The 14,912-nt window shown below is 73.8% G+C and carries 11 protein-coding genes; 5 read left to right on the top strand and 6 right to left on the bottom strand.

What is annotated here, in order from left to right; translation table 11 throughout:
- Positions 1 to 167: 167 nt before the first annotated feature.
- A complete protein-coding gene (locus tag OKX07_RS17040; RefSeq protein WP_265629179.1) occupies positions 168 to 1,706 on the bottom strand; it encodes an alpha-N-arabinofuranosidase in 1,539 nt (512 codons plus the stop codon).
- A gap of 112 nt (positions 1,707 to 1,818) precedes the next feature.
- On the opposite strand from OKX07_RS17040, the gene OKX07_RS17035 reads away from it, so the two are divergent.
- Positions 1,819 to 2,559, top strand: coding sequence for a cupin domain-containing protein (locus tag OKX07_RS17035; RefSeq protein WP_265629178.1), 741 nt, complete (start codon positions 1,819 to 1,821; stop codon positions 2,557 to 2,559).
- Positions 2,560 to 2,561: 2 nt separating this feature from the next.
- Here the strand turns inward: OKX07_RS17035 and OKX07_RS17030 are convergent, their stop codons facing one another.
- Complete coding sequence (locus OKX07_RS17030) at positions 2,562 to 3,746, bottom strand: PrsW family intramembrane metalloprotease (RefSeq protein WP_265629177.1); 1,185 nt, start codon at positions 3,744 to 3,746, stop codon at positions 2,562 to 2,564.
- A gap of 107 nt (positions 3,747 to 3,853) precedes the next feature.
- Between OKX07_RS17030 and OKX07_RS17025 the strand changes: the two genes are divergently transcribed.
- On the top strand, positions 3,854 to 4,471 hold the full coding sequence (locus OKX07_RS17025; protein WP_265629176.1) for a sugar O-acetyltransferase: 618 nt from the start codon (positions 3,854 to 3,856) through the stop codon (positions 4,469 to 4,471).
- 13 nt (positions 4,472 to 4,484) lie between these two features.
- Here the strand turns inward: OKX07_RS17025 and OKX07_RS17020 are convergent, their stop codons facing one another.
- From OKX07_RS17020 to OKX07_RS17010, 3 genes are all read right to left on the bottom strand, one after another.
- Positions 4,485 to 6,230: a bifunctional 3'-5' exonuclease/DNA polymerase gene (locus OKX07_RS17020; protein ID WP_265629175.1), complete on the bottom strand. Its 1,746-nt coding sequence runs from the start codon at positions 6,228 to 6,230 to the stop codon at positions 4,485 to 4,487.
- Positions 6,231 to 6,278: 48 nt separating this feature from the next.
- Positions 6,279 to 6,605, bottom strand: a complete 327-nt coding sequence (locus OKX07_RS17015) for a hypothetical protein (protein WP_265629174.1) — start codon at positions 6,603 to 6,605, stop codon at positions 6,279 to 6,281.
- Positions 6,606 to 6,816: 211 nt separating this feature from the next.
- Complete coding sequence (locus OKX07_RS17010; RefSeq protein WP_265629173.1) at positions 6,817 to 6,987, bottom strand: type II toxin-antitoxin system PemK/MazF family toxin; 171 nt, start codon at positions 6,985 to 6,987, stop codon at positions 6,817 to 6,819.
- 134 nt (positions 6,988 to 7,121) lie between these two features.
- Between OKX07_RS17010 and OKX07_RS17005 the strand changes: the two genes are divergently transcribed.
- Positions 7,122 to 9,425 (top strand): glycoside hydrolase family 3 N-terminal domain-containing protein, encoded by a 2,304-nt coding sequence (locus OKX07_RS17005; protein ID WP_265629172.1) that lies wholly within the window; start codon positions 7,122 to 7,124, stop codon positions 9,423 to 9,425.
- Positions 9,426 to 9,460: 35 nt separating this feature from the next.
- Here OKX07_RS17005 and OKX07_RS17000 read toward each other — a convergent pair whose 3' ends face one another.
- A complete protein-coding gene (locus OKX07_RS17000) occupies positions 9,461 to 10,507 on the bottom strand; it encodes a LacI family DNA-binding transcriptional regulator (RefSeq protein ID WP_265629171.1) in 1,047 nt (348 codons plus the stop codon).
- A 474-nt stretch (positions 10,508 to 10,981) separates the two neighbouring features.
- Between OKX07_RS17000 and OKX07_RS16995 the strand changes: the two genes are divergently transcribed.
- Both OKX07_RS16995 and OKX07_RS16990 read left to right on the top strand, forming a co-directional pair.
- Entirely contained in the window at positions 10,982 to 13,516 is a 2,535-nt protein-coding gene (locus tag OKX07_RS16995; RefSeq protein ID WP_265629170.1) for a non-reducing end alpha-L-arabinofuranosidase family hydrolase, read from the top strand.
- 337 nt (positions 13,517 to 13,853) lie between these two features.
- Positions 13,854 to 14,828 (top strand): diguanylate cyclase domain-containing protein, encoded by a 975-nt coding sequence (locus tag OKX07_RS16990; RefSeq protein WP_265629169.1) that lies wholly within the window; start codon positions 13,854 to 13,856, stop codon positions 14,826 to 14,828.
- The last annotated feature ends 84 nt before the right edge of the window (positions 14,829 to 14,912 follow it).

Raw genomic sequence — 14,912 nt, 5'->3', positions numbered from 1 at the left:
AGCATTCCAGCTCCGGGGTGGTGGTGCTGGATTGCTCTCTCACGCCCGGGGGGTGGTAGCCCGGGGTGGTGGCGCCGCCCCCCTTTTTCCGCGAGAGAGCAATCCAGTCCCGGCGCGGGTGGTGCTGGATTGCTCTCTCGCGGGGAGGAGGGAGGGGGTGGGCGCCGTCAGGTGAGGGTGGCGGTGCCGGCCAGGGCGGTCCAGGACTCCGGGGGGAGGCGCAGCGTCGTCGAGCCGACGGCGCTCGCGGTGACCGGGGCGTCGTCGAGCGTCGTCACGTGCCCGGCCTCGACGCGGGCCGCGTGCTCGGGGCCGTGGACGGCGGGCTCGTGGTCCGCGGTGACCTGCACGCCGCCCCGCAGCGTGACGGCGACGCCGGGGTGGCGCAGCTCGACCTCGACGGGCTCGGCGGTCCGGTTGACGAGGAAGACGCCCAGCTCGCCGGACGTGGGCTCGCCCGCCCACGTGACGGCGGCGGTGACCGCGGGGACCTCGCCGTGCTCGGCGGTCGTGATCGTCGGGGCCTGCACGCGGACGTCGAGCACGTCGCCCTGCGCGAGGCGCGCGGTGGCCGCGAACGGGTGGAACGTCGGCTGCTTCCAGGCGGCGCCGCCCGGCTCGGTCATGATCGGCGCGATGACGTTGACGAGCTGCGCGAGGCACGCGATCGGGACGCGGTCGGCGTGGTTGAGCAGCGTCACCATCAGGTCGCCGAGGACGACGGCGTCGAGCGCGGAGTAGACGTCCTCGATGATGCGCGCCGGCGGGTGCTGCAGGGGCAGGTGGGACTCCCCGGGGAACCGGGACTTGAGGTACCAGATGTTCCACTCGTCGAACGAGATGGAGATCTCCTTGTCGGACCGTCGGCGCGCGCCCACGGCGTCGACCGACGCGACGACCCGGCGGATGAACCGGTCCATGCCCGTCGCCGAGCCGAGGAACGACGCGCGGTCGCCGTCGAGCTCCTCGTAGTACGCGTGCATCGAGATGTGGTCGACCAGGTCGTACGTGTACGACAGGACGGTCTGCTCCCACTCGCCGAACGTCGCCATCTGCATGCCCGAGGACCCGCACACGACGAGCTCGACCGTCGGGTCGACGAGCTTCATGGCCTTGCCGGCCTCGGCGGCGAGGCGGCCGTACTCGTGCGCGTCCTTGTGGCCGATCTGCCACGGGCCGTCCATCTCGTTGCCCAGGCACCACAGCCGCACGCCGTAGGGCTCGGTGCGGCCGTTGGCGATGCGCAGGTCCGCCCAGCGCGTGCCGGCGACGCCGTTGCAGTACTCGACGAGCGCGGCCGCGGCGGCGACGCCCCGCGTGCCGAGGTTGACGGCCATCATCGGCTCGATGCCCTCGCGCTCGGCCCACTGCAGGAACTCGTCGGTCCCGACGGTGTTGGGCTCCACGGTCCGCCAGGCGAGGTCGATGAACGGCTTGCGCTCGGCGACAGGGCCGACGCCGTCCTCCCACACGTAGTTGGAGACGAAGTTGCCGCCGGGGTAGCGCGCGATCGTGACCCCGAGCTCGCGGGTGAGGTCGGCGACGTCGCGCCGGAACCCGTGCTCGTCCGCCGTCGGGTGCCCGGGCTCGTGGATGCCGGTGTACACGGCGCGGCCGAGGTGCTCGACGAACGAGCCGAACAGGCGGCGGTCGATCGTGCCCGTCCGGAACTCGGGGTGCAGCAGGACGGTGGCGCGCGTGCTCATGGAAGCTCCGTATCGGATTCACAACGATGTAAACCGGATGAGCATACCGGCACGGTGGACGTCCTCAGGTGGCCGGTTGGGCACATCGGGCGGTGCCAGGCATGCTGAACGCATGACCAATCTTCCCGGGGGTGTCTCCGTCAGCCGGCTGCGCGTCTACGACTGGCCGGCCCCCGACGGCGTCGGTCGCTCCGGGAGCGGGACGCCCCACGTCCACATCGCGTCGACCGAGGCCTACGTGGTGCTGTCCGGCACGGGAGCCCTCCACACGCTCGGCCCCGAGGGCTTCGCGGAGCACCCGCTGCGGCCGGGTGTCGTCGTCACGGTCCAGCCGGGCGTCGTGCACCGCGCCGTCAACGACGGCGACCTCGAGATGCTCGTCGTCATGTCGAACGCCGGCCTGCCGGAGATGGGCGACGCCGTCATGACGTTCCCGCCCCCGGCCCTCCTCGACGTCGCGACCTACCGCGAGGCCGCGACGCTGCCCACCGGCGCCGGCGCGCACGCCGACGTGACCGACGAGCAGGTCGCGCACGCCGCACGCGCCCGGCGCGACCTGGCGCTGCAGGGGTACGGGCAGCTGCGCGAGGCCGCCGAGGCCAACGGTCCCCGGGCGGCCCTGCAGCCGTTCTACGACGCGGCCGTGCGCCTCGTGCGGACGTCGGTGCCACGCTGGCAGGACCTGTGGGGACGCACCGCGTTCGCGGAGACCGACGCGACGGCGGGCGTCCTCGAGGGTCTGATGCGCGGCGCGGCGCCGCACCTGCAGGCAGGACGCGCCGAGCGCGTCGAGTCCCACCCGGCACCCCGCCGCTACGGCCTGTGCGGACGCCTGGAGACCTGGCCCGCCTGAGCTCACCGACGCGCGCCGGGTGCCGCCGCCGCTGCCGCCAGGACGAGGTGCCGTTCGGCCGTCACCGCGGTCAGCAGGTCGCGCTCCGACGCGGCGTGCGCGCGCAGGTCGATCCGGCCCGTCGCGGCGAGCTGACGCCGGAACGCCAGCGTCGTCGCGTCCCGCTGGAACCGGCGCATGGCCTCACCCGCCGCCGAGCCCCCCGCGCGCCGTGCCCAGCCGACGGCCGTGCTGCGACGCGGCAGGGACGCGAGCATGTCGACCTCGTGGGGGGCGAACCAGCCGGCGCGGGCGTACTCCGCCAGGTTCCGCCGGATCACGGCGGACTCCTGCCGGCGCAGCCACACCGCCAGGCCCACGACACCCGCGAAGAGCGGGACCTGCACCAGCGCGAACACCAGCAGGTACCCGCTGCCGGCGTACAGGCTCGTCGCGTTCCACGCCGCGTGCCCCACCATCGCGGCCAGCAGGCCGAGCGGGAAGAGCCACCACGCCGCCGCGCGGTGGCGCGAGCGGGCCGCGAGCCCCAGTGCGGCGCCGGTGCACGCCGTGAACAGCAGGTGCGCGAACGGCGTCGCGAGCCCCCGCAGCACGAACGTCTCGGCCAGCGCGTCGCCCGCCCGGCCGAAGTACAGGACGTTCTCCGTGAACGCGAAGCCCGCCGCGACGACGCCCGCGTACACGAGCCCGTCGACCACCCCGTCGAAGTACCGCCGCCGCGCGAGGAACAGCACGAGCACGCCCGCACCCTTGGCGAGCTCCTCGACCACCGGCGCGGACACCAGCATCGCGGCGAGCACGCCCGCGTCGAGGTCGCCCGTGGCCTGCGCGACCGTGTACATGGTGAGGTCGTTCACGACGAGGGAGATCAGGACCGCGACCCCCGCACCCCACAGCAGCCCGAACGCCAGCGCGCCGCGCGGCTCGGGCTCCCACCGGTCGAGCCAGCGGATGCCCAGCAGCACCAGGCTCAGCGGGACCACCGCGAGCGCCGTCCCGACGACACCCTTGCCGACGCCCACCTGGACCAGGATCAGGGCGAGGGCGGCCAGCGCCGCGACACCCACGAGCGCGGCCGCCAGCAGCCCGGCCATGTCGCGCATCCTCGTCGCGCGCCGCGGCGGGACCCACTGCGCGGGGACGGCACCGGGCGGGGAGGTGGGACCGACGGGGTCGTGGCTGCTCACGCGCTCACCCTAGGTCGGTCCCGGGACGCCTGTCCCTGGGTGTGGCCGTCCGGGCGACCGTAGGGTGACCGGGGCCCGGCCGACGGGCCGACGACGGAGGGACAGGCATGGACGAGCTCGAGGTCCGGCGCAGGATGCGCGCGCAGGAGCTGTACGACGACGAGGGCAACGGCCTCGAGGCGCTCGTCGCGGAGCGGCAGCGGGCCAAGGAGCTGACCTGGCGTTTCAACATGACGAACCCCGCCGACGTGCCGGCGCGCGAGGCGCTCGTGCGCGAGCTGTTCGGCGCCGTCGGCGAGCGCGTGTGGATCGAGGCGCCGCTGCAGGTGTCGTACGGCTACAACGTGACGTTCGGCGACGACGTCTTCGTCAACGTGGGTTTCACCCTCGTCGACGACATCGAGGTGACCATCGGCTCGCGCGTGATGATCGCGCCCAACGTCACGATCACCGCGACCGGCCACCCGATCCACCCGGGGCTGCGCGCGGGCATGGCGCAGTTCTCCGCGCCCGTCGTCCTCGAGGACGACGTGTGGCTCGGTGCGCACGTCGTGGTGCTGCCCGGCGTGACGATCGGTGCGGGGTCCGTCGTCGGGGCCGGCAGCGTCGTGACGAAGGACGTGCCGCCGGGTGTCGTCGTCGGTGGCGTGCCCGCGCGCGTGCTGCGGGCCATCACGGACGCGGACCGGCAGTTCACGTACCGCGCGCCGGGGACGATGACCTGACCGCGCCGACCCCTCACGCGTCCGCGTAGGACTCCACGACCGCCAGGTCCAGCGCGAACTCGACGGGTGCGGTCCCGAACAGCAGGCGGCCCGCCTCGTCCGCGGACTCCCGCACGGCCGCCGCGACGGCGCCGGCGTCCGCCTCGGGGGAGTGCACCACGACCTCGTCGTGCAGGAAGAACACCAGGTGCGCCCGGCCGTCGCCGATGTCGCGCAGGCGACGGCGCAGCGACGCGAGCCAGCACAGCGCCCACTCGGCGGCGGTGCCCTGGACGACGAAGTTGCGCGTGAACCGGCCGCGGTCGCGCGCACGGCGGCGGGCGTCGCGGACGTCGTCGGGCTCGGCGCCCTCGGCACCGGCCGCGCCGAGCCGGTCGAGGAACGCCGCGTCCGCGGGCGGTGAGGTGCGGCCCAGCCACGTCGTGACGGGCTCCCCGCGCTCGCCGGCGCGCGCGGCCGCCTCGACCAGCGCGACGGCCTGCGGGTACGCGCGGGTCAGCCGGGGCATGAGCATGCCCGCCGTGCCGGTCGTCGCACCGTAGATCGCGCCCAGCAGCGCGTACTTCGCGTCCGTGCGGGTGGGCACGGTGCCTGCGTCGGCGATGCGCTGGTACAGGTCGGAGCCGCGCGCGGCCTCGGCCATCGCGCGGTCGCCGGACATCGCGGCCAGCACGCGCGGCTCGAGCTGCGCGGCGTCCGCGACGACGAGCCGCCAGCCCGGGTCGGCGCGCGCGGCGCCGCGCAGGGAGGCGGGCAGCTGCAGCGCGCCCCCGCCGTCCGTCGCCCAGCGACCCGTGACGACACCCCCGACGACGTACGCCGGCCGGAACCGCCCGTCGTGCACCCACGCGTCCAGCCACGCCCACCCGTTCGCGCTGAGCAGCCGGGACAGCCGCTTGTACTCCAGCAGCGGCTCGACGACGGGGTGATCGAGCTCGCGGATCTCCCACTTGCTCGTGGAGGCCAGCGAGAACCCCTGGCGCCGCAGCGCGGCCAGCAGGTGGGGCTGGGAGTCGGGGTTGAGCCGCGGGTCGTTGAGCAGGTCCCGGACCGTGGTGGCCAGGTCCTCCACGCGCCGCGGTCGTCCGCCGCCCGCGGGCCGGGGGCCGACGAGGTCGGTGAGCAGCTCGTCGTGGCGGGCCGCGTCCCACGGCAGGCCGTCGTGCTGCATCTCGGCCGCGAGGAGCGCTCCGCCGGACTCGGCTGCGAGCAGCAGCCGCAGCCGGCCCGGCGCCGTCGAGCCGGTGACGGCGTCGAGCTGGTCGCGCAGCTCGTCCGTGAGGTCGGGGAGCGGGTCGGGCGCGTCGGCGGCGCGGTGCGGGGGCGGTGCCGCGGGGGTCGCGACGGGGTCCGCCGCGGGCGGCGGCGCGTCCAGTGCGTCGAGCGCGTCGAGCGCGTCGAGCAGGTCGGGCTCGCGGGGCGGGGGCGAGTCGGGGGCCGGGGCGTCGAACGGGCCGGGCGGTGACGCCTGCAGCCGCGAGCCCGCCGCGGACGCCGCGAGCCGCAGGATCGCGTGGCAGAGCCGCAGGTCGTGGCAGCGGTCGACGCGCACGTCCGCCGCGAGCAGCGGCGGGTACCAGCGGCGCGTGTCGTCCCACACCCAGCGGGGGTGGTCGTCGGCCTCGACCTGCGCGACGACGCCCGCGAGGTCGTCGACGCCGACCACCCGCACGTCCAGGGTACGCACCTCGACGTCCAGCGACGTCAGTGTGACGGTGCGTGCGAGCGCGTCACGGGTGAGCAGGACGTACGCGGGCACGCCTCATCCTCGCGCGCCCCACCGACACGGCGTTGCGGGGCCGGGAGCTCAGCGGGCGAGCGCGGTCCGCACGGCGTCACCGGGCACCGCGAGCAGCGCCGTGCCGTCCTGCCCGTCGAGCGTCACGACGAGGTCGGCGGTGTCGGGGTCGACGACGATCTCGACCGCGTCGTCACCGCTGACCACACCGGGGTTGCGCAGGGCCGCGGCGACGATCTCGCACGGCCACGTCCAGCGCGTGACGCCGGACGCCTGCAGGAAGTGCACGACGAGGTGCGCACCGTCGCGGTGCACGGTCGTCGCGACCGTGGCGGACGTGTGCACCAGCACGCAGTCCGCCGACGTCAGTACCGGTGTTGCACCCGTCTCGCCCATGTCGTGGTCCTTCTCTCGTTCGTCGCGACGCCCGGGCCCCGCCGCCCCGGCCGACCGCGGGCCACGCCGGGTCGATCCGGACGCTATCGGCGCCCACTGACACAGGGGGGCGGCGACCGGGGTGAGATACCGGTGCGATCGGGTGACGTGGGTCGATGCGCTCGGCGTACGGGTCTCATCGCGCGTCCGAACGGGGGTCGGGCGGCGTCCGTCAGAGGTTCAGCCAGACACGTATGCGCTGGTCGAGGGCGGTCATGAGGTCCCGCGGGACGACGCCCGCCCGGCCGACCAGGCGGCGGACGTCGACCGAGTGCAGCTGTTCGGCCTGCGCCTTGCAGTCCTCGTCGAGACCCGTGCGCGTCGAGAGCAGCGCGGGCCACACCCGTGGTACTACCGCGGGTCGTACTCGCCGGTCTGCCCCCTCGCTCCCCGCCGCGGTTACCGCGGGCGCCCCCACCTGCGTTAGCGTCGCAGGGCGCCGGCCGTACCGATCCGAACGTTGAACAGGACCCACCCGTGGACACGCTCCCGTACCAGGACCCGTCGCTGCCCGTCCCGGAGCGCGTCGCGGACCTGCTGAGCCGCATGACGCTGCCTGAGAAGGCGGGGCAGATGCTGCAGCTCGACGCCCAGCCCGGCGTCGAGGACCTCGTCCTGGAGCAGCACGTCGGCTCGATCCTGCACGCGTCCCCGCAGCGCGTGCTCGAGGCGCTCGACGCGGTCGAGCGCACCCGGCTGCGCATCCCGCTGCTCGTCGCCGACGACGCGATCCACGGGTACTCGTTCTGGCGCGGCGCGACGATCTTCCCCACGCAGCTCGCGGTGGCCGCGTCGTGGGACCCCGCCGCGGCCGAGGCGATGGCGCGCGTCACGGCCGTCGAGGTGTCGGCCACCGGCCTGCACTGGACGTTCTCGCCTGTCGTCTGCATCACGCGCGACCTGCGCTGGGGACGCGTCACCGAGACGTTCGGCGAGGACCCCTTCCTCATCGGCGAGCTCGCCGCGGCCATGGTGCGCGGCTACCAGGGCGACGGCCTGACCGACCCGACCGCGATCCTCGCGTGCGCCAAGCACTTCGCGGGGTACTCCGAGACGCAGGGCGGGCGCGACGCGTCCGAGGCCGACCTCTCGCGCCGCAAGCTGCGCTCGTGGTTCCTGCCGCCCTTCGAGCGCGTCGCACGCGAGGGCGCCCGCACCTTCATGATCGGCTACCAGTCGATGGACGGCGTGCCGATCGTCGTCAACAAGTGGCTGCTGCAGGACGTCCTGCGCGGCGAGTGGGGCTGGACGGGCACGCTCATCACCGACTGGGACAACGTCGGGCGCATGGTCTGGGAGCAGCAGGTCGCCGCCGACCACGAGCACGCCGCGGCCGCCGCCGTCGATGCCGGCAACGACATGGTCATGACGACGCCCGGGTTCTTCGAGGGCGTGCAGAAGGCCGTCGCGAACGGGCGGGTCGAGGAGTCCCAGCTCGACGCCGCCGTCACGCGCATCCTCACGATCAAGTTCGAGCTGGGCCTGTTCGAGGACCCGCGCCGCCCCGACCCGGTGCGGCAGGCCGAGGTCATCGGGTCCGACGACCACCAGGACGTCAACCTGCAGGTCACGCGCCGATCCCTCGTGCTGCTGCAGAACTCGGGCGTCCTGCCGCTCGGCGGCGGCCTGGAGTCCGGGCTCGACGGGCGCGCCACCGCCCCGGACGGCTCGGTCCCGCCGCCGCTGCGGATCGCGCTCGTCGGCCCCAACGCCGACGACGTCGACGCGCAGCTCGGCGACTGGGCCGGCCGCTCCGGCCAGGTCGACTGGATGCGCGAGGAGGGCCACCCGCGCGAGATGACCGAGACGGTGCTCGACGGGCTGAGCGGCCTGCTGCCCGAGGGCTGGGAGCTGACGTACGCGCAGGGCGCGCAGATCGGCACGCTCGGCCCGGACCCCGACGGCGCGTTCCGCCCCGACGGCCAGCCGCGGATGCCGATCATGCACCCCGCCGCGCCGGACGCCGCGATGATCGCCGAGGCCGTCGCCGCCGCGCGCGCCTGCGACCACGTCGTCGCGGTCGTCGGCGACACCATCGGCCTCATGGGCGAGACGCGGTCCACCGCGACGCTCGAGCTCGTCGGCGGGCAGGTCGCGCTGCTCGACGCGCTCGCCGCGACGGGCACCCCGATGACCGTCGTCGTCATCGCGTCCAAGCCGCTGGTCCTGCCCGCGTCGGCCCTGGGTGCCGACGCGATCGTGTGGGCCGCCAACCCCGGCATGCGCGGCGGGCGTGCGATCGCCGAGCTGCTGCTCGGCACGATCGACCCCGCGGGGCGGCTGCCGCTGACGTTCGCCCGTCACGTCGGGCAGCAGCCCGTCTACTACAACGGCCTGCGCGGCCAGCACGGCAACCGGTACGCGGACCTCAGCCAGGACCCGGCGTTCGCGTTCGGCGAGGGGCTGTCGTACTCGTCCGTCGAGTACTCCGGCCTCACGGTGGCGACGCCCGTGCTGCGCCCGGACGACGTCGTCCGCGCGCAGGTCACGCTGACCAACACCGGCACGCGCCCGTCGCACGAGGTCGTCCAGATCTACGTCAGCGACCTCGTGACCTCCCTGACCTGGGCGGACAAGGAGCTCAAGGCGTACCGCCACGTCGACGTCGCGGCGGGGGAGTCGGTCGTCGTCGACCTCGAGCTGCCCGTCGCCGACTGCACGATCGTCGACGCGGAGGGACGGCGCGTCGTCGAGCCCGGTGGTTTCGAGCTGCTCGTCGGCCGGTCGTCACGCGACCGCGACCTGCTGCGTGCCGGGTTCTCGGTGGCGGTCACGGGCTGATCCGCGGCCCGCGCGTGCGGGTCCGGTCGATCAGGTCAGGCCACGGGCGCGGTGCTGTCGCGCACGACCAGCTCGGGCTGGAAGAGCACGCGCTCGTGCTGGGCGGAGGGGCCGATGAGCGCCTCGCGCAGCAGCAGGTCGGCGGCGGTCCAGCCGAGCGTGTGGGTCGGTTGACGGACCGAGGTCAGCGGCACCGCGAGCATCGCGGCGATCTGGACGTCGTCGTACCCCACGACGGCCATGCGCGACGGCACCGGCACCTCGGCGCGACGCAGCGCGCGCAGCGCGCCCACAGCTGTCAGGTCGTTGACGCAGAACGTCGCGGTGGGTCGGCGGCCGACGGGCAGCTCGAGCAGCCGCGTCATGCCGATGTCGCCCGCGTCGACGCTCAGGGAGGGCACGCCGACCTCGACGAGCACCTCGGCGGGGTCGAGGCCGGCCGCGATGAGCGCGCTGACGACGCCCGTGCGGCGGTCGATGCACGGGCGGATGACCGGGGGGCCGTTGATGAACCCGAGCCGCCGGTGCCCGAGGCCGAGCAGGTGCTCGACCGCGAGGCTGCCACCGCGCACGTCGTCGACACCGACGCTGGAGACGTCCGTGCGGCCCGGTGACGCGTCGAGCAGGACGACGTGAAGGCCGCGCTCGCGCACGGCGAGGATGTGGTCGAGGGAGGCGTGCGACGGGCAGACGAGGACGCCCCGCACACCGTGCTCCTCGTGCAGGCGCAGGTAGCGCGCCTCGCGCTCGGGGTCCTCGTCGGACGACGACAGGATCAGGGTGTGGTCGTCGGCGGAGAGCCGGTCCTCGATCCCGCGGGCGACCTCCGTGAAGAACGGGTTGGCGATGTCGAGGACGATCGCGCCCACGGTCTGCAGCGCTCCGACGCGCAGCTGGCGTGCGGACGCGTTGCGGACGAAGCCGAGCTCGTCGATCGTGGACTGGACGCGTTCGCGCGTCGCAGCGGCGACGACATCGGGCCGGTTGAGGACGTTCGAGACCGTCCCGACGGAGACGCCGGCGCGCCTGGCGACGTCGGTGATCGACGGTCGTCGCGCCGGAACGCGCTCACTCGTCGTCATCGACGACCTCCTGCCCGTCCTGCGCCGCGCCGCGCCACGGCCTGCCCCGCCGCTGATGCTAGACCTCGGACGTGCCCGCGAGCCCGGGACGCCGCGAGTCGATCGAGGGATTCGTGCCGTCGGCGGGCGTCTCCGATCGCTGCCGCGAGGTCCTGGCGATGCCCGTCGGGCGGCGCTGCCGCCTGGTGGATCGTTAAACGTTTCGCGATCCCGCAAGCTCTTCGGCAGAGCCCATGATCATGCGATTGTGAACGTACACATGGCGGAACCGGGACGATCTGCTCTACCCCGACCGCACGCGGGGGACGACGATGCCCACCCGCGTCGGACGGCATCCGACGGCGGCGCGCACGAGGACACGCACCTCCCACGAGGACCGGTGCGGCTCCCCGGGCGCACCGCCGGCGGGGAGCGCCCGGGACCACCGTCAGCCCACCCGTCGGCGACGGCGGGTGACTGCAGAAGAGGTGACGCATGCACAACACACAGCGACGCGGCCGACGTGCCCTCGTCGCGTCGGCCTCGATCGCCGCCCTGACGCTCACGGGTGTCTTCGCCACGCTCCCGGCGCAGGCGGCCGCGAGCACCCTCGGTGCGGCCGCCCAGCAGTCCGGGCGCTACTTCGGCGTGGCGATCGCGGCGAGCAAGATGAACGACGGGACCTACATGGGGATCGTCAACCGTGAGTTCGACTCGATCGTGGCCGAGAACGAGATGAAGATGGACGCCACGGAGCCGAACCAGAACCAGTTCAACTTCACCAACGGCGACCGGATCGTCAACCACGCCATCAGCCAGGGCAAGAAGGTCCGCGGTCACACGCTGGGGTGGCACGCTCAGCAGCCCCGCTGGATGGAGAGCATGTCCGGCCAGGCGCTGCGGAGCGCCTTCATCAACCACGTGACCCAGGTCGCGGCGCACTACCGCGGCAAGATCCACAGCTGGGACGTCGTCAACGAGGCGTTCGCCGACGGCAACGGCGGCGGCCGTCGTGACTCGAACCTGCAGCGCACGGGCAACGACTGGATCGAGGCCGCGTTCCGCGCCGCCCGCGCCGCCGACCCGGGCGCCAAGCTCTGCTACAACGACTACAACACGGACGGCATCAACGCGAAGTCGACCGGGATCTTCAACATGGTCCGGGACTTCAAGTCGCGCGGTGTGCCCATCGACTGCGTCGGCTTCCAGTCGCACCTGGGCACGACCGTGCCCGGCGACTACCAGGCGAACCTGCAGCGGTTCTCGGACCTGGGCGTCGACGTGCAGATCACCGAGCTGGACATCCAGCAGGGCTCCAACCAGGCCAACGCCTACCGGCAGGTCACCCAGGCGTGCCTGGCCGTCGCGCGGTGCACCGGCATCACGGTGTGGGGCGTGCGGGACAGCGACTCCTGGCGCACCGGGACCAACCCGCTGCTCTTCGACAGCTCGGGCAACAAGAAGGCTGCGTACACCGCGGTCCTCGACGCGCTGAACGCGGCGCCGCCGACCCCGACGCCGACGCCCACCCGCACGCCGACGCCCACCCCGACGCCGACGCCCACCCCGACGCCGACGCCCACCCCGACGCCCACCCCGACGCCCACCCCGACGCCGACGCCCACCCCGACGCCCACCCCGACGCCGACGCAGAACCCCGGCACGGGTGCCTGCACGGTCGCCTACCGCGTCACGGCGCAGTGGCCCGGCGGCTTCACGGCCGACGTCAACATCACCAACCACGGGGCCGCGCTGAACGGCTGGACGCTCACGTTCGCCTTCCCCGGCAACCAGACCGTGCAGCAGGCCTGGAACGGTGTCTCCGCGCAGAGCGGCCAGCAGGTCACCATCCGGAACGCCGGCTACAACGCCAACGTCCCGGCCGGCGGCACCGTGAACTTCGGCTTCAACGGCGGGTACTCGGGCGACAACCCGGTGCCCACGGCGTTCGCGCTCAACGGTGCGGGCTGCAACGGTACGGGGACCCCGACGCCGACGCCCACCCCGACCCCGACGCCGACGCCCACCCCCACGCCCACCCCGACGCCGACGCCGACCCCGACGCCGACGCCGACGCCGACCCCGACGCCCACCCCCACTCCCACCCCCACGCCGAGCCCGACCTGCAACCTCCCGTCGTCCTACCGCTGGTCGGACTCCGGGGTCCTCGCGCAGCCGCGCTCGGGCTGGGTCTCGCTCAAGGACTTCACGGTCGCCCCGTACAACGGGCAGCAGCTGGTGTATGCCACGACGCACGACAACGGGACGTCGTGGGGCTCGATGAAGTTCGGGCTGTTCTCGAACTACAACCAGATGGGCTCCGCGAGCCAGACCGCGATGCCGTTCAGCGCTGTCGCACCGTCGATGTTCTACTTCGCCCCGAAGGACATCTGGGTGATGGCCTACCAGTGGGGCGGTCCCGCGTTCTCCTACCGGACCTCGACCAACCCGGACAACGTCAACGGCTGGGGTGCGCACCAGAACCTGTTCACCGGCAGCATCACCAACTCGGGCACCGGTCCGATCGACCAGGCGCTCATCGGTGACGACAGGAACATGTACCTGTTCTTCGCCGGTGACAACGGCCGCATCTACCGGGCCTCGATGCCGATCGGGAACTTCCCGGGCAGCTTCGGGTCGTCCTACCAGACCATCATGACCGACTCGACGAACAACCTGTTCGAGGCGGTCCAGGTCTACAAGCTCCAGGGCCAGAACCGGTACCTCATGATCGTCGAGGCCATCGGCGCGAACGGCCGGTACTTCCGGTCCTTCACGGCCACCAGCCTGGACGGCACGTGGACCCCGCAGGCCGCCACCGAGGGCAACCCCTTCGCCGGCAAGGCCAACAGCGGCGCCACCTGGACCAACGACATCAGCCACGGTGAGCTGCTGCGCACGAACGCCGACCAGACCATGACGGTCGACCCGTGCAACCTGCGGCTGCTCTACCAGGGTCGCAGCCCGAGCTCGGGCGGCGACTACGGCCTGCTGCCCTACCGGCCCGGCCTGCTGACGCTCCAGCGCTGACGCGGACGAGCACCGTCTGCTGACGCATCACACCGTGGTCCGGCCGTCGTTCCGCACGAACGACGGCCGGACCGTCGAGGCCCGGGATCTCGGACCCGGGAGGGCCGGGCGGAGCGGGGGCCCGCCCGGCCCACACTCGTCGCGGTGACGCGCAGGGGGCCACGCGGTGAAGGCTCGGCGAACGTCGGCGAGCACCACGCGAACTCGCCCCCTGCGCGCACCGGTGGCACCACGATGTCGCCGTGAACCCCGATCCGCACCCCACCGACCCGCCCGTCACGCTCGCGTGGACAGTCATCCGGCCCACCTCCCCGGTCCGCGGGCGGTGAGCGGCTCCATGGTCGGCGCACCCCCCGCAGACGTGCGCGACAGGGTCGCGACCACCGGGATCCCCGCCGTGGAGCGGCTGCCGCAGAGCCTGGGGGACGTCGCGGTGCCCCTGCGGGCCGTCAGCGCCGACGACATGATGGCCGACGTCGAGGTCCTGTTCCGTGCGCCCTCCTGCGCGGCGCTCGCGGTGCAGGGGGACGGTGCCGCGCCGGTCGGGCTGCTCACCCGGCACCGCTTCACCGCGGCGATGACCGGCCGCCTCGGCTACGGCCGCGCCGTGCTGACGCGCCGCCCGGTCGGGCAGATCGCCGACTGGTCACCCCTCGTGCTCGACGCCGCGACGACCGTCGTGGACGCCGCCCGCGCCGCCATGGCCCGTGCGGCGGGCGTCCGGCACGACGACGTGCTCGTCCCCGGGCCGTCGTGGTCCGCCGCCAGCACCGCCGACCTGGTCTCCGCGCTGACGGCCGCGGTCAGCCAGCGAGCCGCGCGTGACCCCCTGACCGGCGTGCTGAGCCGCCCGCACCTCATGGCCACGGCCGCGCGCTGGGCGGCGGAGGCCCTGCCCGGGACGCGTCGTCGCCTGCTGCTCGCGGCGGTCGACGTCGTGCGCATGGAGGACATCAACGCGACGCACGGCCTCGACGCCGGTGACGCGCTGCTGCGCGAGCTGGCGTCGCGGGTGGCGTCCGCGGCCCCGTCGGGCGCGGTGACCGCACGGCTCGACGGCGACGCGTTCGCCGTCCTCGTGCTGCTGCCCGCGGTACCCGAGGAGCGCGCCCAGGAGATCGTCGGGACGGTCCGCGACCGGCTGCGGGGCGCGTGCGCGACCCTGGGTGCGGGGGTGCGCGTCGCGACGACCGCGTCGACCGCCGGCTGGGCGGACGCGACCCTGCTGCTGCTGGAGGTCGAGCGGGACCTGCGGACCGCCCGTACCGCGGGCACGGCGCCCCACGCCGCCCCTTTGCAGGCACGCCGCTGACACACGCCCCGCGCCGGCAGGTGGAGGACGTCCCGACCGTCCTCCCGTCAGCCGGCTGAGCTCGCACGATGGCGGCTCCCGAGT

This window comes from Cellulomonas sp. S1-8, from assembly GCF_026184235.1.
Classification (GTDB): domain Bacteria; phylum Actinomycetota; class Actinomycetes; order Actinomycetales; family Cellulomonadaceae; genus Cellulomonas.
This window is presented reverse-complemented; position numbering and strand designations above follow the sequence as displayed.